This window comes from Afipia sp. GW821-FHT14H12 (genome assembly GCF_058803465.1).
In genome coordinates this window covers 73,632-97,998 of sequence record NZ_JBXAOZ010000004.1, presented here as the reverse complement: position 1 = coordinate 97,998, position 24,367 = coordinate 73,632, and the positions used below count along the sequence as shown (strand labels likewise).

The following is a 24,367-nucleotide window of genomic DNA, read 5'->3' as shown; positions in this document are numbered from 1 at the left end:
TCAGGCTTCTTCCGGCGGATTGTCGTCGCCGATGTGGCCCATGTGACGCTGTTCGTAGAGCTGCAGGCCAACCCGCGCGATAAGATCGAGCTGGGTTTCGAGGAAGTCGATGTGACCTTCCTCATCCTTCATCAGCGACTCGAACAGGTCGCGCGAGACGTAATCCTTCACGCTGTGGCAGTAGGTGGCGGCCTCCTGGTAGAGATCGCGCGCGCCATGTTCGGCGGCGAGGTCACACTCCATGACTTCCTTGACGTTCTGGCCGATACGCAACGGGTCGAGCACCTGCATGTTCGGAAACCCGTCGAGGAACAGGATGCGATCAGTGAAGCGATCGGCGTGATGCATCTCCTCGATCGATTCCTTGCGCCACTGCTTGGCCAGTTCCTTCAGGCCCCAGTGGTTCAGAAGGCGGAAATGAACCCAGTACTGGTTGATGGCCGTGAGTTCGCTCCGCAGACCCTTGTTCAGATAGTCGACAACCTTCGGATCACCCTTCATGGCCACTCCTTTTATCTCCTGAAACGAGCCGAAACCTAGTTTAGAACGCTTCTAAATGAGATTTGGAGCCGGGGCAAGCCGACACATCCGCACATGAAATTGTAGGGAGACTCGCGAAAGCCGAGGATCAGGCCGCTTCGTTCAGCGGAGCTTTTTCAGCAGAATCAGTATTATCTGCCACCGCAGCGGTGTGCGGGCATCCTGCACAGCAGGATTTGGCGCAAGCGCCGAGAGCTTCATCCATGATCTTGCGGATGGTGCGGGCGCAACGGCCACACTGAGCGCTGCAGCCGAGGCAGCCATAGACCTGTCCTGCCGTCCGGGGAGGCTGCTGTGTGTCGGTCACGACACCGCGAACATCGTGGTCGCTCAACACATTGCAGGAACAGACGATCATCAGCACCAACATTGGCGGTAAGAAAGGTCCCCTTTGATATGTCATCCTCCCTGACCGGATGCAAAAGCAAAACGGCCAGTTTCAAGCTATTCCAAACTGGCCGTTATCCAGGCCCCGCCTGCCCGCTTCCGCCTCCCCGGCGACGCCGTTCCCGGAAAACCGGTGTTCCCCGATCAACAATCATGGACGAGTGTTACGGCAAAACTGCATGACATCTTGAAAGGCAAACAATTCCAATAATTTAAACTATCCCCAGCATTAACGCGTTGGCGTTTTCTTAACTGCTTGATCGCATTTTGGTCACATAAGGCACGTACTTCGCACGTGCACAAACCCCGACAATACGAAGTGAGGATCATGCGGATACTTCCGATTGCTATCGCTGTTGCCCTGATGTCGATGAGCGCACCCGTCGTCGCACAGGAAGCATCGGTCAAGCCCGCCAAGGCCTCCGTCCTCCACATCGCGATGAGCGAAGTGGCGATCATGCGCTGCCACGCCGCGCTCAAGCTCAAGGCCGAGCAGGAAAAACACTGGCCGGCGGTCGTCGCCGCGCTGCGCGCGCTGTCGCGCGGACCGGTGACCGAGGAAGCCGTTCGCCGCGCCGCTCCGGCCGTGACGCCGCTTCTGGAAACGCTGGACGACCGGCAGCGCCAGGTGGCGATGAACTTCGCCCAGCGCGCAGGCCTCACCCAGTACGCCTCGCTGTTCTGATTTCCGCATCGCCTTGTGCGATGCCTGTCGATCCGGGCTCCGGCGCTGTGCGATGCAATCGGCACAGCTTCGGAGCCTTCTTCGTTTCGGGATATGAAACAGCGTGCCCAAAATATCGCCTGATCGGCACCAACGGCATGGCGCTTTTGGCACGCACGATGCATTAGGACCATCGTAGGACCCTTGCCGTATTTCTTTCGGCTGCCAGTGCCCCTCAGCATCGACGCACCGCCAACATGACACCGTATCAAAGAAACCGTTACGTCCGGCACGCTCGCGTGTTTTCCGCCCGCTGGCAGCGGCGCGCCATCTTCCTGCTGGGCGGCGTCGCGGTGGGTGGTGCGGCAGTCGGGCTGGCGTTGCTCTCCGATCAGGCCCAGATCGCATTCGCATGGCTGATCGCGAAAGAACGTTACGCATCGCTGATCGTCACGCCGCTCGGCTTCATGCTGTCGGTCTATCTGACCAACAAATATTTCCAGAACGCGCAGGGCAGCGGCATTCCGCAGGCCATCGCCGCGCGCCACCTCACCGACCCGACCGCGCGCAACACGCTGGTGTCGATCCGCATCGCCATCGGCAAGGTGCTGCTGACGCTGCTCGGCCTCATCTGCGGCGCATCGGTGGGACGCGAAGGCCCGACGGTTCAGGTTGGCGCATCGATCATGTTCGCACTCGGCCGGTTTTCTCCGCGCCGTCAGCCCGGCCTGATCCTCGCGGGCTCCGCTGCCGGCGTCGCGGCGGCGTTCAACACCCCGCTCGCGGGCATCGTGTTCGGCATCGAGGAAATGAGCCGCGCCTTCGAGACACGCACCAGCAGCCTCATCATCGCGGCTGTGATCGCCGCCGGTCTGACGTCGCTCTCGCTGATGGGCAACTACTCCTATTTCGGCAGCACACCCGCGACCCTTCGCATGGGCATGGACTGGCTTGCCGTACCGGTGTGCGGCGTCGTCGGCGGCCTCGCGGGCGGCGTCTTCAGCCGCATCCTCATCCTGATGGCGCGCGGCATCCGCCACCCTGCAGGCTACGCTATCAAGAACTATCCGTTGCTGTTCGCGCTGGCCTGCGGCTTCGCCGTCGCGATCTGCGGGATCGTGTCAGGCGATACGATTTACGGCACCGGCTATACGCAGGTGAAGGCAGCGCTCGAGGGCGGACATCCCCTGCCGGAAAGCTTCGGCATCCTGAAATTCCTGGCAACGACCTTTGCCGCGATCGGCGGCATTCCGGGCGGCATCTTCTCGCCCTCGCTGGCCATTGGCGCAGGCCTTGGCGCCAACGTCGCGGCGCTGTTTCACGACACCGCCCTGAGCGCCCTGATGCTGCTCGGGATGGTGTCGTATTTCGCAGGCGTCGTGCAGGCGCCCATCACCGCCTTCGTGATCGTCACCGAGATGACCGACAATCACGCGATGGTCGTGCCGCTGATGGCGGCGGCGCTGATCGGCCATGCAACCTCGCGCCTGATCTGCACGGAAGGCGTGTATCACGCACTGGCGAAAGGCTTTGCCGCCGAGGCGGAGCAGCCTCATCCCGCGCCGGCCGCATCAAAAATATAATCGGCCCGATTCCTCGATAGATTCGCTTCCGCCCTCATTCGAGGCCAGAATTTCTGTCCACCGGGATGCCGCCCCAGTTTGGCCAGGCCAATTTAATTATCTGGAATTTCTCCTGAATTTTGCGGCTTTACGCAGAATCCAAGGCCACATGCCCGGATTTTTGCTGCGCGGCCTAAAAGTTCATGGCAGAAAGCAGGCGCGCCCGTTCAGCCCCCATTCAAAGCGTCCGGTGCAACCTTCAGGCGCGGTGACCGTTGTCCGGGCCGTTCATAATTCGAAAGGTGAAGCCATGAAGAAGATGATCCTGGCAGCCGCAGCGGCCGCCGCCCTTGCAGCAGCAAGCCTCGCGCCCGCGCCGGCAAGTGCGCGCGACGGAGGAGCCGTTGCTGCGGGCGTCCTCGGTGGTCTCGCCGCAGGCGCCATCATTGGCGGCGCTGCCGCGTCCGCCCCTCCGCCGGCCTATTACGGCCCCGGCCCGGCCTATGTCGCGGGTCCGCCCTGCTACTGGCGCCGTGAGCGCTTCTGGGATGGCTACGGCTGGCGCGTCCGTCGCGTTCAGATCTGCGACTAAGCAGGCTCTGACCGTTTAAGAGTTTGAATACCAACACCCCGGCCTCACCAGCCGGGGTGTTTTGATTCCAGTCTCCTTAAACATTTCAGGTTTCGATGGCAGCACCGCGGGAAGCCCGAGGAGTGATGCCCATGAAAACCCTGTGCGCCTTGTTCGTCCTTGCAACGGTCTCGGGCTTGCTCGCCGATGCGATGCCTGCCCTCGCCGCCGACCTTCCTGACAACCGCGCGCCGGTCTATGTGCCGCCGCCGCGGGTTTATGTCGTTCCGGGATGCCGCCTCGGCACCGAGCGCTGGTGGGATGGTTACGGCTGGCACATCCGAAGCATTCAGGTCTGCAACTGATCGCGCAACAGCGCGAGGATCAGCGCCCTGCCTGCATCGCTCGCAGCACACTTTCGCTCGGCCAACAATCGACCTTCAATCCCGCGCGCTTCTGATACGCGCCGAGGGCTGCGCGCGTCAGCATGCCTGCCTTGCCGTCGATCTTGTCGGCGTAAAGCCCGATCTCGGTGAGCTTCTTCTGCATCGCCTCGACGTCAGTGGTCCGCAATTGCGATGACGCGGACCACGGCGTTGCGAAGGGTTGACCGTCGTTCATCCGGTCACTGAGGTGGCCGACGAACAGCACATAGAGATCGGAGAAATTGTATTCCTTGATGACGAAGTAGTTCTTCGTCACCAGGAAAGACGGGCCGTAAATTCCTTCGACCTGCAACAATGAGGCCGGCGTCGCTTTTTCCGCCGCGCTCAACTGACGTCCGCGAACCGGCACGAAGCCCTCGCGCAGCCATTCGCCGAGCGGCTTCGTCACTTCAGGCACGCCCTCGGTGCAATCGGCGCGCGGCGGCGCCTTCACCTCATAGGCCCAGCGGATGCCGCGCTGCCAGCCCTTGTTGACGAGTTGCTGCGCGGCGGACGCCAGGGCATCCGGCACCGAGGTCCAGATGTTGATGTGTCCGTCCTTGTCGAAGTCCACGCCGTGCTTGGCAAGCTCGGATGGCAGGAATTGCGTCAGCCCCGTCGCGCCGCCCCATGACGTCCGCAAGCCTTTGCGCGTGACGTCGCCGTGCTGGATCAGCTTCAGCGCTTCGATAAACTCATTGCGATACTGATCCTTGCGGCGGCCGACATAGGCCTGCGTCGCAAGCACGGTCAGCCCGTCATAGGGCAACTGGTAGCGGCCGTAATCTGTTTCGCGCCCCCAGATCGCGAGGATAATCGTGCCCGGCACACCGAAGCGGCGCTCGATAGCAGCGAGCGTGTCGTGATATTTCGATGCAAGCTGCTGGCCATCGACAGCGAGCCGTGCGATCCGCGCTTCCTTCACATAATCCGCTGGCACCTGAACGAACTCGGCCTGCGACGGCGCGCCGGTCTTGGGGCGGCCCGGAAGTATCAGGTCCGGCAATTTGTAATCGGGTTTGAGGTCGCGCGTCTGCGTCTCGAACGTCGCGCGCGTGACTCCGGCCTTCTCGGCATCCGGCCAGAGCGAGGCGACGAAGCGCGTGAAGCCGTCATCGGCGGCACGGGCCGGTCCCAGCCTGCCGAAACAAAAAGCAAGACCCAGACAAAGGCCGAGTACAAGGCCGCGACGGTTGATGGTCCTTGCAGCCAAGCCCGGTCCCCTCAGTGCGCCGCGTGGCCGGCTTCCTCGCCGGTGCCCTCGAGTCCAGCCGAAATGCGATCGACCCACGCGATGCCCAGCGCGGAGAGCACGAACACGACATGAATGATGGTCTGCCACATCACGCCTTCGGTCGTGTAGTTGGTGGTCCGCCCGACACCGCCGAGGTTGCCCGCCTCGATGAAGGTGCGCAACAGATGAATCGAGGAAATGCCGATGATCGCCATCGCGAGCTTGATCTTGAGCACGCTGGCGTTGACATGGCTCAACCACTCCGGTTCATCCGGATGGCCCTGAAGGTTGAGGCGCGACACGAACGTCTCGTAGCCGCCGACGATCACCATCACCAAGAGGTTCGAGATCATCACCACGTCGATCAACCCGAGCACCACCAGCATGATCTGCTGCTCGGTAAAATCGAACGAGTGGCTCATCAAATGCCAAAGCTCTTTCAAAAAGAGAATGGCATAGACGCACTGGGCAACGATCAACCCGATATAGAGCGGCAATTGCAGCCAGCGCGAACTGAAGATCAGCATCGGGATCGGACGCAGGCCCACCCCCTTGGGTGGCAGCGGCGTCTCTGGGGTCAGCGACATGATGGGACTGGCTCCGGCAGGTTCAGGACGAATCTCAGGAGGGAATCATGCCAGATTCGCCATCCCCGCGCTTCGCCAGCCCTCCGCCGCGACGGCTTTTTCCGCCGCCGGAACGCTTCAGCGCACCGCGACCAGAAACAGACGCGGGAAATGCAGCAGCACCTTGCCGTCCTGCTGCGGCAAATAGCTTGCCGCCACGCGCGCGGTATATTGCGCGAGGAACTCCTTGCGCTGAGGCACTTCAAGCGGATCGAGGAACGGCCGCAGCCCAGTTCCCTTGACCCATTCGACGATCTCGGCCGCATCGTTGAGGACGTGATTGTAACCCGTGTGCCAAAGCTCGAACCGCGAGCACAGTGGCTGCAAGGCATCGTAATAGACGCGCGGTGACGGGAGTATGTCGCGCAGCCGGGTGACATCCGAAAGAGCGTCACGCCAAGGCCCATCCAGGGCCACCTCGCGCATCAGCACATGCGTCGGCTCGGCGAGATTGTCCGGCATCTGCACCGCGAGCACGCCGCCCTGCGGCAGGCCCGAGAGCAGCCTTTTCAGTTGCCCAAGATGATCCGGCACCCACTGGAAGATTGCGTTGGCGAACAGCACGTCGGCGTCCGCTGGTGGTTTCCAGTGCGAAACATTGGTCTCGATGAACTCGACGTTCGGCAGACGCTCGCGCGCCTGCCGCAGCATATCGGCGGAGGTGTCGATGCCGGTGACCGTCGCGTTGGGCCAGCGCTGCACCAGAAGCTCGGTGGAATTTCCCGGCCCGCAGCCGATGTCGACCACATGCCGCGGCGCGGTCAATGGAATCTGCGCGAGCAGATCGCGCGACGGGCGCGTGCGTTCATCCTCGAATTTGAGATATTGGCGCGCGTCCCAGTCAGCCATGATCGAACCTACCGCGTCAGCTTCTTGTACTTCACCCGATGCGGGATCGCGGCATCCTGGCCGAGACGGCGCAGCTTGTCCTTCTCGTAATCCTGGAAATTGCCTTCGAACCATTCGACATGGCTGTCGCCCTCGAACGCCAGCATGTGGGTGGCGATGCGGTCGAGGAACCAGCGGTCATGGCTGATGATGACGGCGCAGCCCGCGAAATCCTCGAGCGCCTCTTCCAGCGCGCGCAGCGTATCGACGTCGAGATCGTTGGTCGGTTCGTCGAGCAGCAGCACGTTGGCGCCGGACTTCAGCATCTTGGCAAGATGCACGCGGTTGCGCTCACCACCTGACAGCGCGCCGACCTTCTTCTGCTGGTCGGCGCCCTTGAAGTTGAACGCCGAGCAATAGCCGCGCGAGTTCACTTCCTTCTTGCCGAGCAGAACCTGGTCGTTACCGCCGGAGATTTCCTCCCACACGGTTTTCTTGCCGTCGAGCGCATCGCGCGACTGATCGACATAACCGAGATGCACCGATTCACCCGTGGTGATGGTGCCGGCATCCGGCTTTTCCTGCCCCGTGATCATCTTGAACAGCGTGGACTTGCCCGCGCCGTTGGCGCCGATCACGCCGACGATGCCGCCCGGCGGCAGCTTGAAGGTGAGGTTGTCGATCAGGAGGCGGTCACCAAACCCCTTGGTGAGGCCCTCGAAATCGATGACGTTGTTGCCGAGACGCTCCGCCACCGGAATGATGATCTGTGCAGTCTGGCTCTGCTTCTCGTTTGCCTGCTTGAGCAGGTCTTCGTAGCGCTGATAACGCGCCTTGGACTTGGCCTGACGCGCCTTCGGCGAGGACGCGATCCATTCCTGCTCGCGCGCGAGCGTCTTCTGGTGCGCGGCGTCCTCGCGGCCCTCCTGCTCGAGGCGCTTTTGCTTTTGAACAAGCCACGACGAATAATTGCCCTCGTAGGGAATACCTTTGCCGCGGTCGAGTTCGAGAATCCAGCTGGTCACGTTGTCGAGGAAGTAGCGATCGTGGGTCACGATCAGGATCGCGCCCGGATAGTTGCGCAAATGACCTTCGAGCCACGACACGCTTTCGGCGTCGAGGTGGTTGGTCGGTTCGTCGAGCAGCAACAGATCCGGCGCATCGAGCAGCAGCTTGCACAATGCGACGCGGCGGCGCTCGCCGCCCGAGAGCTTGGTCACATCGGCATCGTCCGGCGGACAACGCAGCGCGTCCATCGCCTGATCGACCTTGCTGTCGAGATCCCACAGGCCCTGCGCCTCGATCTCGTCCTGCAGCTTCGTCATCTCGTCGGCGGTCTCGTCCGAGTAGTTCACCGCAAGGTCGTTGTAACGGTCGAGGATCGCCTTCTGCTTGGCGACGCCTTCCATCACGTTCTCGCGGACCGACTTGTTCGGATCGAGCTGCGGCTCCTGTTCGAGATAACCGACGCGCGCGCCTTCGGCGACCCAGGCCTCGCCGTTATAATCCTTGTCGATGCCGGCCATGATCTTGAGCAGCGTCGATTTACCCGCGCCGTTGACGCCGAGCACGCCGATCTTGGCGTCCGGGTAAAACGACAGATGAACGTTATCGAGCACCTTGCGAGTGGGATAAGCCTTGGTCAGGCCCTGCATGAAATAGACGAACTGGCGCGCCATCGTGATCCTTCAAAGCCTCTCGGGAAGCCAACCTATGCGGGAATTTTTACTTGCTGCTGATGTAATGGGACGGGCCGAAAAGGGCAACCATCGGCTGCCTTCGATCGCTCTCGCAAGGGTTCGAACGTTAGGTTTTTCAGTACTTTCCCACCGCAAATCGCGTTTCAGGCAATCCCGCGGCATTGCTTTGGCGCATGCCATCGCGCGCACGCGAATGGCGAAGTTCCGTCCCCGTTCCAGATCGGCTCGAACGGGCGCGGACCGGGAGTGAAGTTTCCGGTCGCCTCGCCGCTCCGGACGGAGCGATGAGCGTCAAGCGCGCAGAATGTCGCACGCGCTTTTCAGCGATTGACGCTGCTTCCCGCGCCACCTACCACGATTTTGCGCGCCGGGCGCAAACGACATCATCCAACACTCGCGAGGTCCGCCTTCGAGAGCGGCTGCATGCTGTCGTTTCTGAGAACTCACAGGTGAAGGATTAAATGCTCGACGAAAAACTCCAGCCAATTTTTACCGATGTCCTGCGCCGCAATCCCGGCGAAGAAGAATTCCATCAGGCGGTCCGCGAGGTGCTCGACAGTCTGGGCGCCGTCATCGCCAAACATCCGCATTACGCCGAAGACGCCCTGATCGAGCGCATCTGCGAGCCCGAGCGGCAGATCATTTTCCGCGTGCCGTGGACCGACGACAAAGGCAAGATTCACATCAATCGCGGCTTCCGCGTTCAGTTCAATTCGGCGCTCGGCCCGTTCAAGGGCGGCATCCGTTTTCATCCGACGGTCTATCTCGGCACGATCAAGTTTCTTGGCTTCGAGCAGACATTCAAGAACGCGCTCACCGGCATGCCGATCGGCGGCGGCAAGGGCGGCTCCGATTTCGATCCGAAGGGACGCTCGGATCGCGAGATCATGCGCTTCTGCCAGTCCTTCGTCACGGAATTGTATCGTCACCTCGGTGAATATACCGACGTGCCCGCCGGCGACATCGGCGTCGGCCAGCGCGAGATCGGCTACATGTTCGGTCATTACAAGCGCATCACCAACCGTTACGAATCCGGCGTGTTCACCGGCAAGGGCATGACCTGGGGCGGCTCGCAAGTCCGCACCGAGGCGACCGGCTACGGCGCGACCTATTTCGTCGAACGCATGCTGCGCACGCGCAAGCAGAGCTTCGACGGCAAGAAGGTGATCGTCTCGGGCGCGGGCAACGTCGCCATCTACACGATCGAGAAAGTGACCGAGCTTGGCGGCCGCGTGATCGCGTGTTCGGATTCCGGCGGCTATGTCGTCGATGAAGCCGGTATCGATCTGGCGCTCCTCAAGGAAATCAAGGAAACCAAGCGCGGCCGCGTCTCCGACTATGCGAAGGCGCGCGGACGCGGCGCAACCTTCCTGCCCGAGGGGCGAATCTGGGACGTGCCCGCGGATGTCGCGATGCCGTCGGCGACGCAGAACGAACTCAACGGGCAGGATGCCCGCACGCTCCTGAAGAACGGGCTGATCGCGGTCGGCGAAGGCGCCAACATGCCTTCCACGCCGGAAGCGGTGCGGGCGTTCCTCGACGCCGGAATCCTGTTCGCGCCGGGCAAGGCCGCAAACGCCGGCGGCGTTGCGACCAGCGCGCTCGAAATGCAGCAGAACGCATCGCGCGATTCATGGACCTTCGAGGCCACCGAGAAGCGCCTCGAAACCATCATGCACAACATCCACGACCGTTGTGCCGAGATGGCCGACACCTATGGCGCGCCCGGTAATTACGTGCTCGGCGCCAATGTCGCGGGCTTCATCCGCGTGGCGGAGGCCATGCGCGCGCTCGGCATCGTCTGACGCCGCGAAACATTCCGCGAAAAGAAAAAGGGCTGGCTCGATGTCGAGCCAGCCCTTTTTGATTCAGAAGATCGCGCTCAGCGCACCGTCACCGGGCTTGGCAGTGGCGGCACCACCGCCGGACCCTGATTGGGGACGCCGTAATTGGCGTTCGCCTGGCCACCGGCCGCACCGTTGCCGACCGAGCCTTGCGGCGCGGCGCTGGCGGACGGGCCATAACCGGCCGTATCGGCGGCGGGCTGAGCCGTCGCAACCGCCGGTGGCGGACCGCCCGGCAACACCACGACGCGGGTGCCGACCTTGACGCGATCGAACAGATCCTCGACGTCCTCGTTCAGCATGCCGATGCAGCCCGAGGAGACGAACTTGCCGATCGTCGACGGCTGGTTGGTGCCGTGAATGCGGTACACCGTATTGCCGAGATACATAGCGCGCGCGCCGAGCGGGTTGCCGTCGCCGCCGGCCATGAAGCGCGGCAGATAGGGCTGGCGCTCGATCATCTCTGGCGGCGGATGCCAATCGGGCCACTCGGCCTTGCGGGTGATCTTCTGCACGCCGGTCCAGGTGAAGCCGTCACGTCCCACGCGCACACCGTAGCGGATCGCCCGGCCATGGCCGAGGATGTAATAAAGCTGCGTGTTCGCGGTATCGACGATGATCGTGCCCGCGGGCTCCTTGGTCTGATAGTTGACCTCCTGACGGCGCAGGCGCGGCGACAATTCCTGACGGGGGCCGGTTTCCGGCTGGTCCTCGGCCGGCAAGACGGCGACCGTCATCGGACGGCCTTGCGAATCGACTGCCGGGCGCTGCGCGCCGGATGCATCGACGCTGCCGGGCGGACGCGGATTATCGTAACCCGAGGCGTTCTGCGGCTGCGGCGCCCCCTGCTGGCCGTTGTTGGAGTAATTCAGCGGCGGCGCCCCCGGCGGACGGCCGTAGCGCGGATCGTCCGGCGACAGGATCGGCCCCTGCGGGTAGGCAGGCTGCTGCGCGGAGGATGACTGATAGCCGGGCTGCGGCGGACCGGGCTGCTGGAAACCGGGCGGCGAGAGCGAGCCGTCGCCGCGATCGCCGACGCGGTCGAAATCCGGCGCGCGGTTCTGCTGGTAGGGATCGGGCTGCTGCTGCCCATAATAGCCGGGCTGCTGATAGGTCTGAGCCTGCGTGGCTGGAACTCCGGCCATGCTTGCGGCCAGCACCAGAAGGCTCGTCGAAAGGCGATTGGACATCATGCCCCTATGATAGTGCGAAGCGAACACCGTATCGTTAATGCAATCGCTCACGATAGCGGCACATTCAAGACATGAACCAAAAAAGCCTGTCTGTGCTGACTTTTTTGCGACACTCGGGAACACAAAATCGCTATCCACCGTGAATTCGGGCCCTGCGGGGGTTTTCGGCGGCGCGCCTGCCGATCCGGGGCTATCCTTGGATCATCCTGATTCGACGGTAGTTTTTGGGCCACAGGCCGCATGGCCCATCACCCATCGCTCAGGCAAGGACTTTGGTTCTCGATTTCGCGCTCTGCTGGCAGGACACGATTGCACCATGCTTCCCGGGTTCCGGCTTTTGGCGATCATAGTGGCCCTTGCGGCATCCGTGCTGGTTTTCGGTCTGGGTGCGGCGGCATTTCTGCGCGCGACTCATGAGGAATTTGCCGCTGCCCCGCTGCGGAATCTGCAGACCCCCGTCTCCAGCTTCGTCGTCGAGACGCCGACACTTGCGGTGTTGCAGGTCGAGCCACCACCCGCTGAACCACCACTTGCCGAGCCGCCAGCCTCACAGCCGGTAGACCCGGTTCTGGCCCCAGCTCCGACCCCTGCGCCCACTCCTCTTATTACGGAAGCCGAAACGGCCACGCCTGAAGACGAAGCGGGCATTCCGCGCATCGTCATTCCGGACCCGCCATCAATTCCTTTGACCGATGCCATCACCACGGCCAGCATCGAGGCCCAGCCACAACCCGCAGCCAAGCCTGCGGCGGCACCGGTATCAGCCATCAAGACCAGAGCCGTCGCACGGAAGCGCGCCGCGATCCGCGCCAAGGCGCGTGCGCGCGCCCGTGCGCATCATCATTACCGCCGCCGCATTGTTCGCCCGGCCCCGCCGCCACCCGTGGAGCAAAGCTTTTTCCCGCTGTTCGCCCCGGCGGCTACAACCGCGGCAGCACCTGCGCCGACCGTTGCCAGCACCCTTCCGCCGCGCCGATAGAGTCATCACCGCGCGAAGCAACCGCTCAGTCGATCATTGCTTGAATTATCAAGGCTTGCCGGTTGCGACCGGCGGCCCGTCGGGTAATCCCCACTCCGCCCATGAGCCGTCATAAAGCGCGCTGTCCACGCCAAGGCGCGCCAGCGCGAGCGACAGCACACCGGCTGTCACGCCCGATCCGCATGAGGTGACGATGGGGCGCGCGAGATCGGCATGGGCCGCACTGAAAATCTTTTGCAACTCACTCACGCGACGCATCTCGCCTGTCGCCGGATCGATCAGATCGGTGAACGGCACGTTGAGGCTGCCGGGAATCCGGCCCGAGCGGCGCCCCGGCCAGGGCTCGGGCGCGGCGCCTTCATAGCGCTCGCGCGAGCGTGCATCGATCACCTGCTCGGCGCGCGCTTCGACATTCTTCTGCACATCTTCAAGGCTACGCACGCGCTTGTCATTGAGCCGTGCCTGAAAGGTTTTCGGCGCAGGCGTCACCGAAGCGCTCTCGACCGCGCCGCTTTCGGCGATCCATTTCTTCAATCCGCCGTCCAGCACCTTGACGCGATCATGACCGAACACGCCGAACATCCACCACGCGCGCGGCGCGCCCATGTAGTCGCCGCGATCGTAGATCACCACGAGATCGTCATTGCCGATGCCGAGCCCGCCGACATCGCGCGCGAACTGATCGGCCTTCGGCAACATGTGTGGCAACGAACTGGTGCGATCCGCGATCACATCGACATCGAAGAACACCGCGCCCGGAATATGCCGCGCGGCATATTCCTCGGCTGCCGTCGGCGGCCGCATCGCCGGCATCCGGTAGGCCGCGTCGACGATCCTGACATCGGGATCGATGAGATGTTCACGCAGCCATGATGTCGAGACCAGCGGATCGCTCATGATTAATCCTCATGCTTTGGGCTTGTGCGGCTCGACGCGCTCGATCGGTCCGCCCGCCTCGCGCCAGGCCGTGAAGCCGCCGTCGAGATGCGCGACGGGTTTCAATCCCATGTCCTGCGCGGTCTTGGCCGCCAGCGCCGAGCGCCAGCCCGACGCGCAGTGGAAGATGAACTTCCTGTCCTGCTGAAAGGCAGGCTTCGCATAGGGACTCGCCGGATCGAGCCAGAATTCAAGCATGCCGCGCGGACAATGAAACGCGCCGGGGATGCGGCCCTCGCGCTCAATCTCACGCGGATCGCGCAGGTCGACAATGAGAATGCTCTCATCCTTCGCCGACACAATCAGGTCCGGCGCCTTGATCGCCTCGACCTCGCGGTTGGCTTCGTCGAGCAGCGCCTTGATGCCGCGGTGAATTGTCTGAGCCATAAGACCTCCCTGATCATTCCATAATTATCGCACCAGCTCGCGAATGGCCTGCTCAAGGCCTTCGAGCGTCAGCGCATACATCCGGTTTTCGAACAGCTTGCGGATCATCGCCGTGGATTCCGAATAGTCCCAATATCGCCGCTGCTCGGGATTGAGCCAGACGACATTCGGATAGGTCTGGATCACCCGTTGCAGCCACACCGCGCCCGGCTCGGCATTGACGTGCTCGACAGAGCCGCCCGGCACCGCGATCTCGTAGGGGCTCATCGCCGCATCGCCGACAAAGATCACTTTATAGTCGGACGGATATTTATGCAGAACGTCCCATGTCGGAATTCGTTCGTTGAAACGGCGGTGATTGTTCTTCCAGACGCTCTCATAGAGGCAGTTGTGGAAGTAGAAATATTCCATGTGCTTGAATTCGGTGCGCGCCGCCGAGAACAACTCCTCGACCTGCGCGACGTGCATATCCATCGACCCGCCGATGTCGAAAAAGATCAGCACCTTGACCGCGTTGTGCCGTTCGGGCCGCAGATGCACGTCGAGATAACCACGATTGGCCGATTGCCTGATGGTGGTGTCGAGATCGAGTTCGTCGGCAGCCCCGGTGCGGGCGAATTTCCGCAAGCGGCGCAACGCGATCTTGATGTTGCGCACGCCGAGTTCGACATTGCCGTCGAGATCCTTGAACTCGCGGCGGTCCCAGACCTTCACGGCACGAAAATTCCGGTTTCCGTCCTGCCCGATGCGGATGCCCGCGGGGTTGTAGCCATAAGCGCCGAACGGCGAGGTGCCGCCCGTGCCGATCCGTTTGGTGCCGCCCTGATGGCGCTTCTTCTGCTCCTCCATCCGCTTGCGCAGCGTGTCCATCAGCTTGTTCCAGTCGAGCGCCTCGAGCTTGGCTTTCTCCTCCTCGGTCAGATATTTTTCGGTGAGCTTCTTCAGCCATTCCGCCGGGATCGCGGCTTCCTCGACCGCCTCCGACAGGGACTCCAGCCCCTTGAAAGTCTCGCCGAACACGCGATCAAACTTGTCGAGATTGCGCTCGTCCTTCACCAGCGCCGCGCGTGCCAGATAGTAGAAATTCTCCACATTATGCTCGGGCAGGCCCGCGTCGAGCGCCTCCATCAAGGTGAGGTACTCGCGTAACGTGACCGGCACATTGGCCTGCCGCAGCGATGTGAAGAATTGCAGAAACATCGTGTGACGTTCGCGCACGGGTGGCTGCCCGTCAAGCACACCACCATGCAGGTTTGCGCTTTACCGGGGCGGCTTTTTGCCTACATTGGGAGCGCCTCGCGAGGCTTTTCCGGAAGACATCTTCATATGCATCCGTGAATGCCCGCGCCTCCTCTCGATCCAAGTATGGTTTCATGAAATTCACCGGCACCGAGAATTACGTCGCAACCGACGACCTCAAGATCGCGGTCAACGCGGCGATCTACCTGCAACGTCCGCTGCTGGTGAAAGGCGAGCCCGGCACCGGCAAGACCGTGCTCGCGGAGGAAATCGCGCAAGGGCTCAAGGCTTCGCTGCTGACATGGCACGTCAAGTCCACCACCAAGGCGCAACAGGGTCTTTATGAATACGATGCGGTGTCGCGCCTGCGCGACAGCCAGCTCGGCGACCCGCGCGTGTCGGACATCGCCAATTACATCAAGCGCGGCAAATTGTGGGAGGCGTTCACTCACGACACGCGTCCGGTGCTGCTGATCGACGAGATCGACAAGGCCGACATCGAATTCCCGAACGATTTGCTGCTCGAACTCGACCGCATGGAATTCCACGTTTACGAGACGGGCGAGACCATCAAGGCCGCGCAACGGCCGATCATCGTCATCACCTCCAACAACGAGAAGGAATTGCCCGACGCGTTCCTGCGCCGCTGCTTCTTCCACTATATCAAGTTTCCGGATGTCGAGACGATGAAGGCGATCGTCGAGGTGCATTTCCCCGGCATCAAGCAGCGGCTGGTGGACGAGGCGCTGCGGCTGTTCTTCGACCTGCGCGACATGCCCGGCCTGAAGAAGAAGCCCTCGACCTCCGAACTGCTGGACTGGCTGAAGCTCTTGCTCAACGAGGACGTTACGCCAGACGTGCTGCGCGAGAGCGATCCGCGCAAGATGATCCCGCCCCTGCACGGCGCGCTGTTGAAGAACGAGCAGGACGTGCACCTGTTCGAGCGCGTCGCCTTCCTGAATCGGCGGGAGAAGTAGCCCGCCTCACCCGGACGCTATCTTTTGCGTCAGCCGCTTGCGGAACGCGCGGTCGCGCTTGAGATGCCATTCGCGGCTCATCGCCTCGTTGCGGGTCGCGAACGTCTCCACATGCAGAAGCGCCCATGTGCGCCCGCGCGTCGAGCGCGCGCCGGTGCCGGAATTATGCTGCGCCAGCCGCCGCTCGACATCGTTGGTCCAGCCGACATAGGTGGTGGTGCGGCCCTTGTGCACGCAGCCGAGCACATAGACGAAACAGGGATCACGCTGCGCGTCGCTCATTATTTCGCGGCCGGTTCTTTCGGCTTATCATTCGGTTTGGCCGGATGCGGCGCGGCCTTCGCGGCGTTCGCCGCCTGCAATTCACCGACCTTCGCCTGAAGGCTGACGACGGATGCCTTCAGCGCATCGATCTGACGGTTGGCGGCGTCGAGCTTCTGCTGGTGATCCTGCGTCAGCTTCGCGATGCTGCGCATCAGAAAATTGACATTACTCTGCAGGCAACTCGTCCGCCGCTCCATGCTTTTCTCGGCGGTGCAGATCTCGATGCCGGGCACGTCCTGCGCGACGGCCTGCCCGATCAATGTCAGCGTCATCGCGAACACAGCGGCCCATTTCCACATGCGACTCTCCCGGCTCGATTTCCCGGCGCGCGATGCCCCATTTTGCGACGGACATCTCAACGCGCCTTAACCTTTGGAACACGCGCGGAACGAAACGCGCCCGAATCAGCGATTCATAGCATGACCGGTTTCGTTCGCGACAAGATGTGGTGTCGCGCGCTCGCTGCTCGTCTATTTCGGCCCCTGCATCACGCTGTTTTTCCACCTGCAAGGCGTGAAAGTCTTAACGCCACACCCATTGAGGACCGCCGGCGGCCTCCCATGTGTTCTGTCAGGCCGGTCCGGCGCGAACCGGGAACCGGAGCTGTGCGTTGAGTGCCAAGAAAGCATCAAGAAACGACACAACGACAAGACAAGAGGCGAACATGACCAAGGTCGTCTACCAGATCGTCGAACATGACGGAGGCTGGGCTTACAAATCCAACGGCGTGTTTTCCGAGACATTCCCGAGCCGCAAGGCGGCCTACGATGCCGCCCAGGCTGCCGCCACGGAACAGCGGGTGCCGGGACGCACCGAGGTCATCCAATACGAGGATTCCGAGGGCAAGTGGCACGAGGAAACGGCCCGAGGCAGCGACCGTCCCTCGACTGAAGTTGCCGACGAATAAACCGGCTTACGCCGGTTTTGCCTGCCCGGCTTCCAGCGACGCCATCGCATCGGCCAGAATGGACTTCACCCGCTCGGCATCCGCCGGGGCCACGGCGCCCGGATTGAAATAAAGATCGAGCCCGGCCATCCGTTCCACCACGATGTCGCGCTTGCCGCTGCCCTCGTCCAGCACACGGTCCACCGCATAGGGCACGACCTGACGCGAAATCCCCTTCATCGTGATCGGCGTCAACTCATGGGCGACGACATCGCCCCGCACCAGCGCATAGGTTTCATAGCTGATGACGATCTGTCCGGGCGCTGCAATAGACTGTAGTCGCGCCGCAAGGTTCGCCTCCGCCCCGATGATGGTGTAGTCCATCCGGTCGTTGCTGCCGAAATTTCCGACATTGCAGAAGCCCGAATTGATGCCCATGCGAACCTGAAACGGCTCCTCGATTCCGGCATGACGCCATTTCGCGTTCAGCTCCGTGAGGCGGCGCTGCATCTCCCACGCCATCTTCAGGCAGGCCTGCGCATCCGCCACATCACCTTTGGTTTCGGGATCGCCGAAGAAGATCAGCATCGCATCGCCGATGAACTTGTCGATGGTGCCGCCATAGGACATCGCGATGGCGGACATCTCGGTGAAATATTCGTTCAACAGCTCCGTGATCAGTTCGGGTTGCAGCCGCTCCGTCGTCGCCGTGAAATTCTGGATATCGGAAAAGAAGATCGTCAGCTTCTTGCGCTCGGTATGAATGGTGACATCCTTCCGGCCACTGAAAATGCTGGTGTAGATCTGCGGCGAGATATAGCGCGAAATCTTCATCGATAGCGTCGCGAGGAAATCGTTCGCCGATTCAAGCTCCGTGTTCATGTGGCGGATCGTCCGGCTCTGCTTGAGTTGCAGGGTCAGGAACGAAATGCCGCTGACAGCCGCCAGAACGAAGTAGCCCAGCAGCCATTTGAACGAAAACATGTTCGCCGCGATTGGCTGGGAAATATCGATCTCCTGAATCGCGCGCACGTCGCCCACCTTCCAGTCGCGCTTCGGGCTTTCCGGATGCGTATTGTGGCAACTGACACAGGCCGGACCCATCGTCACTGGAACAATGTAGCGGACGCGATCATGAAACGGGCTCCATTCCGAATGCACCAGCGCCTGCTTGGGGTTTTCTCGCAGGCTCGCGAGCGACGCCTTCTCAAATTCATCGAGCTTGTGCGGGGCCCGATTGGTGAAGGGATAGTCCGACACGAAGCGGTAATGGATATTCTTCTGCTGGTCGCTGATGACCGCACCGAGTTCGAGCGACAAGGTCGCGGGAATCGGAATCGCGCCCGGGATCTCTTCGTAATTGTGCACCACCTGCGTCGTGCCGGGTGAGGCGAGCACCCGCGCAACGATATTGCGAGCGTAATATCCCCGCACGCCGGTGATGACGGAATTCAGATCGCTCGCCTGCCGCCGCAGCGAACTTTCCGTCAGATTGGTGAGGTCCATCCAGACCGCGAGCGGCAGCGCCGCCAGCAACCCCGCAATGACAAGTCCCGCGACAATGCCGCGGGACTTCGCCCTCTTTGCAGCCTCTTCCATTGTGCCCCCCGACAGCAAACCGTTTGCGGCTTGCACTCACCATTGTTGGCCATGTCCGGGCGGCACGGCAAGCCGGAGATCAGGTCAGAACCTTGTATTTCCTGAACCAGGCCTGCATCTCGCCCCACGCCTGCTCGGCCTGCTCCTTGCGGTAGCTCGGCCGGTAATCGGCATGGAAGCCGTGCGGCGCGCCGGGGAAGATGTGGAATTCCGCAGTCTTTCCAGCGGCCGCCAGCGCAGCCTTCATCTGCTCGACCTGAGCGGGCGGAATGCCTTGATCCTCCGCGCCATAGAGGCCAAGCACAGGGGCCTTCATGTCGCCCGCCAACTGCATCGGGCTTTTTGGCCAGAGCGGGTTCGGCGGGTCGATCAGCGAACCGTAGAAAGCGACACCGGCCTTGAGCTGGCTGCTGTGGGCGGCGTATTCCCACACGCTGCGCCCGCCCCGGCAGAAGCCGACGATGCCGAGCCGGCCCGTATCGCCACCTTGCGATTTCGCCCACGCCGCCGTGGCGTCGAGGTCGGAGAGCAATTCGCTGTCCGGCTTGGCGTTGACGATCGGCATCAGCTTCGGAATTTCCGTGATCTTGGTGAGATCGACGCCCGCACGATAGTAATAATCCGGCGCCACCGCGAAGGCGCCGAGCTTGGCGAGGCGGCGCACCACATCCTTGATGTATTCGTGCAGCCCGAACACCTCCATCGCCACCAGAATGACGGGTGGGTTTTTCACACCGGCAGGCCGCGCGAAATAGCCGGGCATCTCCCCGCCCGCAACCTTGATGGCGGCAGGCCCGGTTTCGAGCCCGGTGGTGTCGGTCTTGATGACATCCGCCCGCACTGGGCCTGCAGCCAGCGTATAGCCCGCCGCCGCTGCGGCAGAGGCCGTCATGAATCCCCGCCGCGTCAAAGGCGCGACCCTGGTCAGGCCGATTTCATCCGAAGCCAATGCCGAATTCGATGTCATCTTGTACTCCCTCTGGGGCTATAGCCGAGCCGATCTTATGCCGCCTGCATCGGCGCGGTAAATCAACCACCTGAAATCGCCTCGGCCAAATCAACTGCCGGAGAGCAGCGGAAGATGCGGCATTATGCGCCCAGCAAAAAGCCCGCCTGAACAGGCGGGCTTTTCAAATCCGATGGACGTCAGATGCGCCCCATCAATAGCAGGATTACAAGAATAATAATGACGAGACCAAGCCCGCCGCCGCCGTAATAGCCGGTGCCGTAGAACGGGCCGCCGCCAATGCCGCTGAAACCGCCAAGCAGAGCAATAATCAGAATAATCAGAATAATCGTGCCGAGTGACATATGGATCTCCTCAATCCCGTGACGTCACTCCAACAGGCCACGAAAAATTTCGTTCCCGAAAACGCAACCTCGGTTACGTATTTCAATCCAATCAATGCGATACAATCCGCGACCGCAACGCTTCCGTGAGTCCGTTAACATCGATGTGAGCGTCCCACGCCTCAAGCGGCCATGGCAGCTTGCGCCGCCAGTTCGGGTGTTCATTGGTCGTGCCCGGCACATTCGGCTGATCCAGCACGCCGAACAGATCTTCGATCGCAACGCCGAGGAGACGCGACGGGGTTTGGGCGAGATAGGACAATATCGACTCAAATCCCCTCGTCTGGCCACTCTTTATATCCAGCGCACGCTCAAGCAGACCGACGGCATTATCGCGGTCGCCAGGGCTTTCGCCCGGATCGATGTGCAGCGATTGCTTGAGCGCGATGTCGTGCCCACTCCGCCAGCCCGCGAATGTCGCAAGATCATGCGTGCCGAACGTGACCAGCGCGCGTGCGGGGTAGCTGTCAGGCCCGTTGAACGCGCCGCCTTCGCCACGCTCGAAAACCAGCACACGGTAGGACCAGACCGCCCAATCGGCCAGCCTTTCGCGAAAGCCATCCGGCACCGTGCCGAGATCTTCCCCGATCATGATGCAGCGATGCGCGACGCTTTCGATCGCCACGCTCGCCAGCATGGCCTCGAACGGCATGCGGATGTAGACGCCGCGATTGGGCGGAAAGCCTGACGGCACCACGTAGATGCGGTTGAGCCCCAACACATGATCCAGCCGCACCGCGCCGGCATAGCGCATCGAAGCCGCCAGCATGTCGCGAAACGGCGCGAAGCTGCGCGCCTCCAACCCGGAAGTATTGAAGCCTGCGAGGCCCCAATCCTGCCCGGCGGTGTTGAGCTGGTCCGGCGGCGCGCCAACCGACAGCCGTCGTGAAATCGCGGCCTGCTCATTCCACGCATCGAACCCGCCGGACTTCACGCCGACCGCAATGTCGAGATAAAGCCCGACCGGGAGACCAAGCTCTTCGCCCAGCGCGGTGCAGGCCTGTAACTGCTCGTGCGCGCACCACTGCACGAATTCTGTAAAGACGATGTCGTCCGCATCATCGCCCCGGCGAAATTCCGCGAGCGTATTGTCATCCGGCTGCCGCCATGGCTCCGGCCACTCCCACCACGCGGCCCGGTATTTCCGGCGCAGCGCCTCAAAACAGGCGAAGCGTGACAACGTCCGTCCGCGCTGTTTGCGAAATGCATCAAAAGATGATTTGCGCTTGAGCGTGGTGCGCGCCTTGAATTGCGCGAAGGCTCGTCTCAATGCGCGCTGCTTCAAGGCGGCGACACCCGCATAATCCACCAGTTCGGAATTTTGCAGCCGCTCGATCTCCGCTCGGTTCTCTGCCGTGAAATATTCCGGTAATTCCGGCAGCGCCGCGACATCGATGTAGATGCAATTCAGAAACAGGCGGCTGTTCGGCGAATACGGGCTGCAATCCTCCGCCTCGTCATCGAACAACGCGTGTAACGGATTGAGGCCGACGCCTGCCGCGCCCAGGCTTGCCGCCCATCGCATCAAGGTCTGCAGGTCGGAGAAGTCACCGATTCCCCAATTCCGGTGCGAGCGGATGCCATAGAGCTGCACCGCCAGAAGCCATCGACGATCGAACTCGCCTTCATAGGCTCGCTCCGGTGCGACGATGAGAGATGTTTCCACCGCCTCGCTGTGCCGCCCGCGCAGACGATAGACCCCGAAAGGAAGCCGCGCCTCTGACGCCGCGCCGGATGATAAGATCAGGTGAGCATCGGAATCGAAGATCTGCCAGTCATGCAGATGCGACAGCCGCGTGACGAGATGATCGATATCCACGCCATCCACGCAGCGGATGACAATCGGCGCGGACAACGACGGCGCCTGCCCCAACGCTTCCGCGACCTGATGGAAAGTCTGTTCGTCGATCGTATGGGTCTGTCCGGTGCCGTCGATAAAGCTCGCTTCGATCCCGTATCGGGACACTTTTTCAGACAAATCCATTCTGTCGCACCGGGGATGAAGGCAGGTCTCATGCATAGTTCGAGCTTACGGCTAACCTGCCACACTTAAATCCGTTCCAGGGGAACCATTCGTGATCTGCGCCATTGGTAAGGGACACCCACCCAATTCGCGACAAGGCGCCCCGGATGTCCGTGCTTCCGCCCATCAAAAAAGTTGAACAACAATCGGGCATCTTTCCGGCAACGTCCCCCGATAACGGTGTTTTTCATATCGAGGATGTTTTCCCCTGCGTTGACGACGGACGCTTCCCGGTGAAGCGCATCGCAGGCGAGCCGGTCGAGGTCTGGGCCGATATTTTCCGCGGCGGACACGACATCGCGGCCGCAGCCCTCTGCTGGCGGCTGGAAACGGACAACGAATGGCAGCGCGCGCCGATGCAACTGCACGGCAACGACCGCTGGACCGGCACGTTCACCCCACAAACCGTGGGCCGTCATCTCTATGTCATCGAGGCATGGACCGACGCCTTCGCGACATGGCGGCACGGCGTGATGGCGAAGATGGATGCCGGTCAGGACGTCTCACTCGACGCGCTGGAAGGTGCTGCGATGATGACGCGCGCCGATCCGCACGACAAGGCGAGCGCGCTGACGATTACGACGGCTTGCGAAGCCTTCCTGCAAAATGGAGACATCGCGTCTCTTTTGACAGACGAGGTCGAACAGGCGATGGCCGAAAGCCAGATTCGCACCGACCTGACGCAATCCAAGCCTTTCCCGCTGATGGTTGATCGTGCCCGCGCCGTGGAAGGCGCGTGGTACGAAATGATCCCGCGCAGCCAGGGCACGGTGCCGGGGCGGCACGGTACCTTCCGCGACTGCATCGCCCGCCTGCCCGATATCGCTGCGATGGGATTCGACGTGCTGTATTTCACGCCGATCCACCCGATCGGCCACACCAACCGCAAGGGCCGAAACAACGCGCTGAAGGCCGGACCGAACGACCCCGGCTCACCCTATGCGATCGGCGACGAGAGCGGCGGACACGATGCCATTCATCCCGAACTCGGAACGCTCGACGATTTCCGCGATCTCGTGCGCGAAGCCAAAAACCACGGGCTCGAGATCGCGCTCGACTTCGCCATCCAGTGCTCGCCCGATCACCCGTGGCTGAAGAGCCATCCGAACTGGTTCAAGCGCCGCCCCGACGGCTCGATGCGCTATGCGGAAAACCCGCCGAAAAAATACGAAGACATCCACAACCCGGATTTCGAATCCGACGATGCGCAGGCGTTGTGGCACGCGCTGCGCAACGTGATCCGGTTCTGGATCGATCAGGGCGTCGCCATTTTCCGCGTCGACAATCCACACACCAAGCCGTTCCCATTCTGGGAATGGCTGATCAAGGATATCCAGCTTCAGCATCCGAACGTGATTTTTCTCGCCGAGGCTTTCACCCGCCCGAAGCTGATGAAGGGCCTCGCCAAGCTCGGCTTCTCGCAGTCCTACACCTACTTCACCTGGCGCACGTCGAAATGGGAAATGCAGGAATATTTACGCGAACTCACCGGCTATCCCGAGCGCGAATATTACCGGCCGAACTTCTTCGTCAACACGCCGGATATCCTGCCTTATCATTTGCAGGGCGGCGAGCCGTGGATGTTCAAGTCGCGTGTCGCGCTCGCGGCGATGCTGTCGGCGAGTTACGGCATCTACAACGGCTTCGAGCTTCTTGAGCACGAGCCTATTCCGGGCAAGGAAGAATACCTCAACTCGGAAAAATACGAGATCAAGGTGCGGGACTGGAACGCACCCGGCAACATCAAGGACTACATCACAGCCATCAACATGGCGCGCCGCGCGAACCCTGCGCTGCGCCAGACCGCCCGTTTGAATTTTCTCGATATCCAGGATGGCAACGTTATCGCTTTTTCCAAATCGACAGCCGACGACAGCAATGTCGTTGTCGGCGCCATCGCCATGTCACACGGTCCGCACAATATCTGGCTGCCGCTGGGGAGCATCAACGTGCGCCACGATACGCAATTGCTACCGGTCGCAGCACTTGAAAACATCATCACCGGCGAACGCCACGGCGTGGAATGGGGCGGCGTTCATCTGCGTCTCGATCCCGCGCGCGACCCGGCCGCCCTCTTCCGTTGTCTGGCGTGA

General features: G+C 61.8%; 25 protein-coding genes. 9 read left to right on the top strand and 16 right to left on the bottom strand.

The genetic code is table 11. The annotated features are described in order from the left end of the window. Both bfr and AC1RNA_RS16080 read right to left on the bottom strand, forming a co-directional pair. Positions 1 to 501: a bacterioferritin gene (gene bfr / locus AC1RNA_RS16085; protein WP_009340295.1), complete on the bottom strand. Its 501-nt coding sequence runs from the start codon at positions 499 to 501 to the stop codon at positions 1 to 3. A 127-nt stretch (positions 502 to 628) separates the two neighbouring features. Beyond that, the gene (locus AC1RNA_RS16080; RefSeq protein ID WP_492951786.1) at positions 629 to 898 is read right to left on the bottom strand and encodes a (2Fe-2S)-binding protein; all 270 of its coding nucleotides are present in this window, start codon (positions 896 to 898) and stop codon (positions 629 to 631) included. Between the two features lie 357 nt (positions 899 to 1,255). On the opposite strand from AC1RNA_RS16080, the gene AC1RNA_RS16075 reads away from it, so the two are divergent. The 4 genes from AC1RNA_RS16075 to AC1RNA_RS16060 all read left to right on the top strand — a co-directional run bounded on the left by AC1RNA_RS16075 (position 1,256) and on the right by AC1RNA_RS16060 (position 4,089). Next, positions 1,256 to 1,612 carry a hypothetical protein gene (locus AC1RNA_RS16075; protein WP_009340292.1) on the top strand — a complete coding sequence of 119 codons (357 nt, stop codon included), beginning with the start codon at positions 1,256 to 1,258 and terminating at the stop codon, positions 1,610 to 1,612. Positions 1,613 to 1,848: 236 nt separating this feature from the next. After that, positions 1,849 to 3,174, top strand: coding sequence for a chloride channel protein (locus AC1RNA_RS16070; RefSeq protein WP_009340290.1), 1,326 nt, complete (start codon positions 1,849 to 1,851; stop codon positions 3,172 to 3,174). Between the two features lie 289 nt (positions 3,175 to 3,463). Further along, a complete protein-coding gene (locus AC1RNA_RS16065; protein ID WP_009340289.1) occupies positions 3,464 to 3,745 on the top strand; it encodes a hypothetical protein in 282 nt (93 codons plus the stop codon). Positions 3,746 to 3,876: 131 nt separating this feature from the next. Continuing rightward, entirely contained in the window at positions 3,877 to 4,089 is a 213-nt protein-coding gene (locus AC1RNA_RS16060; RefSeq protein WP_492951739.1) for a hypothetical protein, read from the top strand. A gap of 19 nt (positions 4,090 to 4,108) precedes the next feature. Here the strand turns inward: AC1RNA_RS16060 and AC1RNA_RS16055 are convergent, their stop codons facing one another. The 4 genes from AC1RNA_RS16055 to ettA all read right to left on the bottom strand — a co-directional run bounded on the left by AC1RNA_RS16055 (position 4,109) and on the right by ettA (position 8,516). Further along, positions 4,109 to 5,314: a lytic murein transglycosylase gene (locus AC1RNA_RS16055; protein ID WP_492951785.1), complete on the bottom strand. Its 1,206-nt coding sequence runs from the start codon at positions 5,312 to 5,314 to the stop codon at positions 4,109 to 4,111. 59 nt (positions 5,315 to 5,373) lie between these two features. After that, the gene (locus AC1RNA_RS16050; RefSeq protein ID WP_009340286.1) at positions 5,374 to 5,970 is read right to left on the bottom strand and encodes a TIGR00645 family protein; all 597 of its coding nucleotides are present in this window, start codon (positions 5,968 to 5,970) and stop codon (positions 5,374 to 5,376) included. 117 nt (positions 5,971 to 6,087) lie between these two features. Next, a complete protein-coding gene (gene tam / locus AC1RNA_RS16045) occupies positions 6,088 to 6,858 on the bottom strand; it encodes a trans-aconitate 2-methyltransferase (RefSeq protein ID WP_492951738.1) in 771 nt (256 codons plus the stop codon). 8 nt (positions 6,859 to 6,866) lie between these two features. Beyond that, on the bottom strand, positions 6,867 to 8,516 hold the full coding sequence (gene ettA / locus AC1RNA_RS16040; RefSeq protein ID WP_492951737.1) for an energy-dependent translational throttle protein EttA: 1,650 nt from the start codon (positions 8,514 to 8,516) through the stop codon (positions 6,867 to 6,869). A gap of 482 nt (positions 8,517 to 8,998) precedes the next feature. Here ettA and gdhA point away from each other — a divergent pair, with 482 nt between their 5' ends. After that, the gene (gene gdhA / locus AC1RNA_RS16035; protein ID WP_009340283.1) at positions 8,999 to 10,342 is read left to right on the top strand and encodes an NADP-specific glutamate dehydrogenase; all 1,344 of its coding nucleotides are present in this window, start codon (positions 8,999 to 9,001) and stop codon (positions 10,340 to 10,342) included. A gap of 77 nt (positions 10,343 to 10,419) precedes the next feature. Here gdhA and AC1RNA_RS16030 read toward each other — a convergent pair whose 3' ends face one another. Then, positions 10,420 to 11,571 (bottom strand): L,D-transpeptidase, encoded by a 1,152-nt coding sequence (locus AC1RNA_RS16030; RefSeq protein ID WP_492951784.1) that lies wholly within the window; start codon positions 11,569 to 11,571, stop codon positions 10,420 to 10,422. 319 nt (positions 11,572 to 11,890) lie between these two features. Between AC1RNA_RS16030 and AC1RNA_RS16025 the strand changes: the two genes are divergently transcribed. Then, positions 11,891 to 12,553: a hypothetical protein gene (locus tag AC1RNA_RS16025; RefSeq protein ID WP_492951736.1), complete on the top strand. Its 663-nt coding sequence runs from the start codon at positions 11,891 to 11,893 to the stop codon at positions 12,551 to 12,553. Between the two features lie 48 nt (positions 12,554 to 12,601). On the opposite strand, the gene sseA is transcribed toward AC1RNA_RS16025, so the two are convergent. Genes sseA through AC1RNA_RS16010 form a run of 3 tightly spaced genes read right to left on the bottom strand, consistent with a single transcriptional unit; the run spans position 12,602 to position 15,076 of the window. Continuing rightward, a complete protein-coding gene (gene sseA / locus AC1RNA_RS16020; RefSeq protein WP_492951735.1) occupies positions 12,602 to 13,450 on the bottom strand; it encodes a 3-mercaptopyruvate sulfurtransferase in 849 nt (282 codons plus the stop codon). A gap of 9 nt (positions 13,451 to 13,459) precedes the next feature. Further along, entirely contained in the window at positions 13,460 to 13,876 is a 417-nt protein-coding gene (locus tag AC1RNA_RS16015) for a rhodanese-like domain-containing protein (protein WP_492951734.1), read from the bottom strand. Positions 13,877 to 13,900: 24 nt separating this feature from the next. Then, positions 13,901 to 15,076 carry a vWA domain-containing protein gene (locus AC1RNA_RS16010; RefSeq protein ID WP_492951783.1) on the bottom strand — a complete coding sequence of 392 codons (1,176 nt, stop codon included), beginning with the start codon at positions 15,074 to 15,076 and terminating at the stop codon, positions 13,901 to 13,903. A gap of 173 nt (positions 15,077 to 15,249) precedes the next feature. Between AC1RNA_RS16010 and AC1RNA_RS16005 the strand changes: the two genes are divergently transcribed. Continuing rightward, complete coding sequence (locus tag AC1RNA_RS16005; protein WP_492951733.1) at positions 15,250 to 16,092, top strand: AAA family ATPase; 843 nt, start codon at positions 15,250 to 15,252, stop codon at positions 16,090 to 16,092. Positions 16,093 to 16,098: 6 nt separating this feature from the next. On the opposite strand, the gene AC1RNA_RS16000 is transcribed toward AC1RNA_RS16005, so the two are convergent. Together AC1RNA_RS16000 and AC1RNA_RS15995 are read right to left on the bottom strand one after the other, a co-directional pair. Then, positions 16,099 to 16,374 (bottom strand): GIY-YIG nuclease family protein, encoded by a 276-nt coding sequence (locus AC1RNA_RS16000; RefSeq protein WP_009340276.1) that lies wholly within the window; start codon positions 16,372 to 16,374, stop codon positions 16,099 to 16,101. Continuing rightward, positions 16,374 to 16,715 (bottom strand): hypothetical protein, encoded by a 342-nt coding sequence (locus tag AC1RNA_RS15995; RefSeq protein WP_492951732.1) that lies wholly within the window; start codon positions 16,713 to 16,715, stop codon positions 16,374 to 16,376. The genes AC1RNA_RS16000 and AC1RNA_RS15995 overlap by 1 nt, the downstream gene beginning before the upstream one ends. Positions 16,716 to 17,080: 365 nt before the next feature. Between AC1RNA_RS15995 and AC1RNA_RS15990 the strand changes: the two genes are divergently transcribed. Then, positions 17,081 to 17,323 carry a DUF2188 domain-containing protein gene (locus AC1RNA_RS15990; RefSeq protein ID WP_009340274.1) on the top strand — a complete coding sequence of 81 codons (243 nt, stop codon included), beginning with the start codon at positions 17,081 to 17,083 and terminating at the stop codon, positions 17,321 to 17,323. Positions 17,324 to 17,329: 6 nt separating this feature from the next. Here the strand turns inward: AC1RNA_RS15990 and AC1RNA_RS15985 are convergent, their stop codons facing one another. The 4 genes from AC1RNA_RS15985 to malQ all read right to left on the bottom strand — a co-directional run bounded on the left by AC1RNA_RS15985 (position 17,330) and on the right by malQ (position 22,235). Further along, positions 17,330 to 18,901, bottom strand: a complete 1,572-nt coding sequence (locus AC1RNA_RS15985) for an adenylate/guanylate cyclase domain-containing protein (protein ID WP_492951731.1) — start codon at positions 18,899 to 18,901, stop codon at positions 17,330 to 17,332. A 79-nt stretch (positions 18,902 to 18,980) separates the two neighbouring features. Beyond that, positions 18,981 to 19,793 (bottom strand): dienelactone hydrolase family protein, encoded by an 813-nt coding sequence (locus AC1RNA_RS15980; protein WP_492951782.1) that lies wholly within the window; start codon positions 19,791 to 19,793, stop codon positions 18,981 to 18,983. 254 nt (positions 19,794 to 20,047) lie between these two features. Continuing rightward, positions 20,048 to 20,212: a DUF3309 family protein gene (locus AC1RNA_RS15975; RefSeq protein WP_275246523.1), complete on the bottom strand. Its 165-nt coding sequence runs from the start codon at positions 20,210 to 20,212 to the stop codon at positions 20,048 to 20,050. A gap of 91 nt (positions 20,213 to 20,303) precedes the next feature. Continuing rightward, entirely contained in the window at positions 20,304 to 22,235 is a 1,932-nt protein-coding gene (gene malQ, locus AC1RNA_RS15970; RefSeq protein WP_492951730.1) for a 4-alpha-glucanotransferase, read from the bottom strand. A 146-nt stretch (positions 22,236 to 22,381) separates the two neighbouring features. Between malQ and AC1RNA_RS15965 the strand changes: the two genes are divergently transcribed. Beyond that, on the top strand, positions 22,382 to 24,367 hold the full coding sequence (locus tag AC1RNA_RS15965; protein ID WP_492951729.1) for an alpha-1,4-glucan--maltose-1-phosphate maltosyltransferase: 1,986 nt from the start codon (positions 22,382 to 22,384) through the stop codon (positions 24,365 to 24,367).

Bases quoted from the DNA above. Each gene is read 5' to 3' on its own strand.
- bfr (WP_009340295.1), bottom strand. From the start codon at position 501: ATGAAGGGTGATCCGAAGGTTGTCGACTATCTGAACAAGGGTCTGCGG.
- AC1RNA_RS16080 (WP_492951786.1), bottom strand. From the start codon at position 898: ATGATCGTCTGTTCCTGCAATGTGTTGAGCGACCACGATGTTCGCGGT.
- AC1RNA_RS16075 (WP_009340292.1), top strand. From the start codon at position 1,256: ATGCGGATACTTCCGATTGCTATCGCTGTTGCCCTGATGTCGATGAGC.
- AC1RNA_RS16070 (WP_009340290.1), top strand. From the start codon at position 1,849: ATGACACCGTATCAAAGAAACCGTTACGTCCGGCACGCTCGCGTGTTT.
- AC1RNA_RS16065 (WP_009340289.1), top strand. From the start codon at position 3,464: ATGAAGAAGATGATCCTGGCAGCCGCAGCGGCCGCCGCCCTTGCAGCA.
- AC1RNA_RS16060 (WP_492951739.1), top strand. From the start codon at position 3,877: ATGAAAACCCTGTGCGCCTTGTTCGTCCTTGCAACGGTCTCGGGCTTG.
- AC1RNA_RS16050 (WP_009340286.1), bottom strand. From the start codon at position 5,970: ATGTCGCTGACCCCAGAGACGCCGCTGCCACCCAAGGGGGTGGGCCTG.
- tam (WP_492951738.1), bottom strand. From the start codon at position 6,858: ATGGCTGACTGGGACGCGCGCCAATATCTCAAATTCGAGGATGAACGC.
- ettA (WP_492951737.1), bottom strand. From the start codon at position 8,516: ATGGCGCGCCAGTTCGTCTATTTCATGCAGGGCCTGACCAAGGCTTAT.
- gdhA (WP_009340283.1), top strand. From the start codon at position 8,999: ATGCTCGACGAAAAACTCCAGCCAATTTTTACCGATGTCCTGCGCCGC.
- AC1RNA_RS16030 (WP_492951784.1), bottom strand. From the start codon at position 11,571: ATGTCCAATCGCCTTTCGACGAGCCTTCTGGTGCTGGCCGCAAGCATG.
- AC1RNA_RS16025 (WP_492951736.1), top strand. From the start codon at position 11,891: ATGCTTCCCGGGTTCCGGCTTTTGGCGATCATAGTGGCCCTTGCGGCA.
- sseA (WP_492951735.1), bottom strand. From the start codon at position 13,450: ATGAGCGATCCGCTGGTCTCGACATCATGGCTGCGTGAACATCTCATC.
- AC1RNA_RS16015 (WP_492951734.1), bottom strand. From the start codon at position 13,876: ATGGCTCAGACAATTCACCGCGGCATCAAGGCGCTGCTCGACGAAGCC.
- AC1RNA_RS16010 (WP_492951783.1), bottom strand. From the start codon at position 15,076: ATGTTTCTGCAATTCTTCACATCGCTGCGGCAGGCCAATGTGCCGGTC.
- AC1RNA_RS16005 (WP_492951733.1), top strand. From the start codon at position 15,250: ATGAAATTCACCGGCACCGAGAATTACGTCGCAACCGACGACCTCAAG.
- AC1RNA_RS16000 (WP_009340276.1), bottom strand. From the start codon at position 16,374: ATGAGCGACGCGCAGCGTGATCCCTGTTTCGTCTATGTGCTCGGCTGC.
- AC1RNA_RS15995 (WP_492951732.1), bottom strand. From the start codon at position 16,715: ATGTGGAAATGGGCCGCTGTGTTCGCGATGACGCTGACATTGATCGGG.
- AC1RNA_RS15990 (WP_009340274.1), top strand. From the start codon at position 17,081: ATGACCAAGGTCGTCTACCAGATCGTCGAACATGACGGAGGCTGGGCT.
- AC1RNA_RS15985 (WP_492951731.1), bottom strand. From the start codon at position 18,901: ATGGAAGAGGCTGCAAAGAGGGCGAAGTCCCGCGGCATTGTCGCGGGA.
- AC1RNA_RS15980 (WP_492951782.1), bottom strand. From the start codon at position 19,793: ATGACGGCCTCTGCCGCAGCGGCGGCGGGCTATACGCTGGCTGCAGGC.
- AC1RNA_RS15975 (WP_275246523.1), bottom strand. From the start codon at position 20,212: ATGTCACTCGGCACGATTATTCTGATTATTCTGATTATTGCTCTGCTT.
- malQ (WP_492951730.1), bottom strand. From the start codon at position 22,235: ATGGATTTGTCTGAAAAAGTGTCCCGATACGGGATCGAAGCGAGCTTT.
- AC1RNA_RS15965 (WP_492951729.1), top strand. From the start codon at position 22,382: ATGTCCGTGCTTCCGCCCATCAAAAAAGTTGAACAACAATCGGGCATC.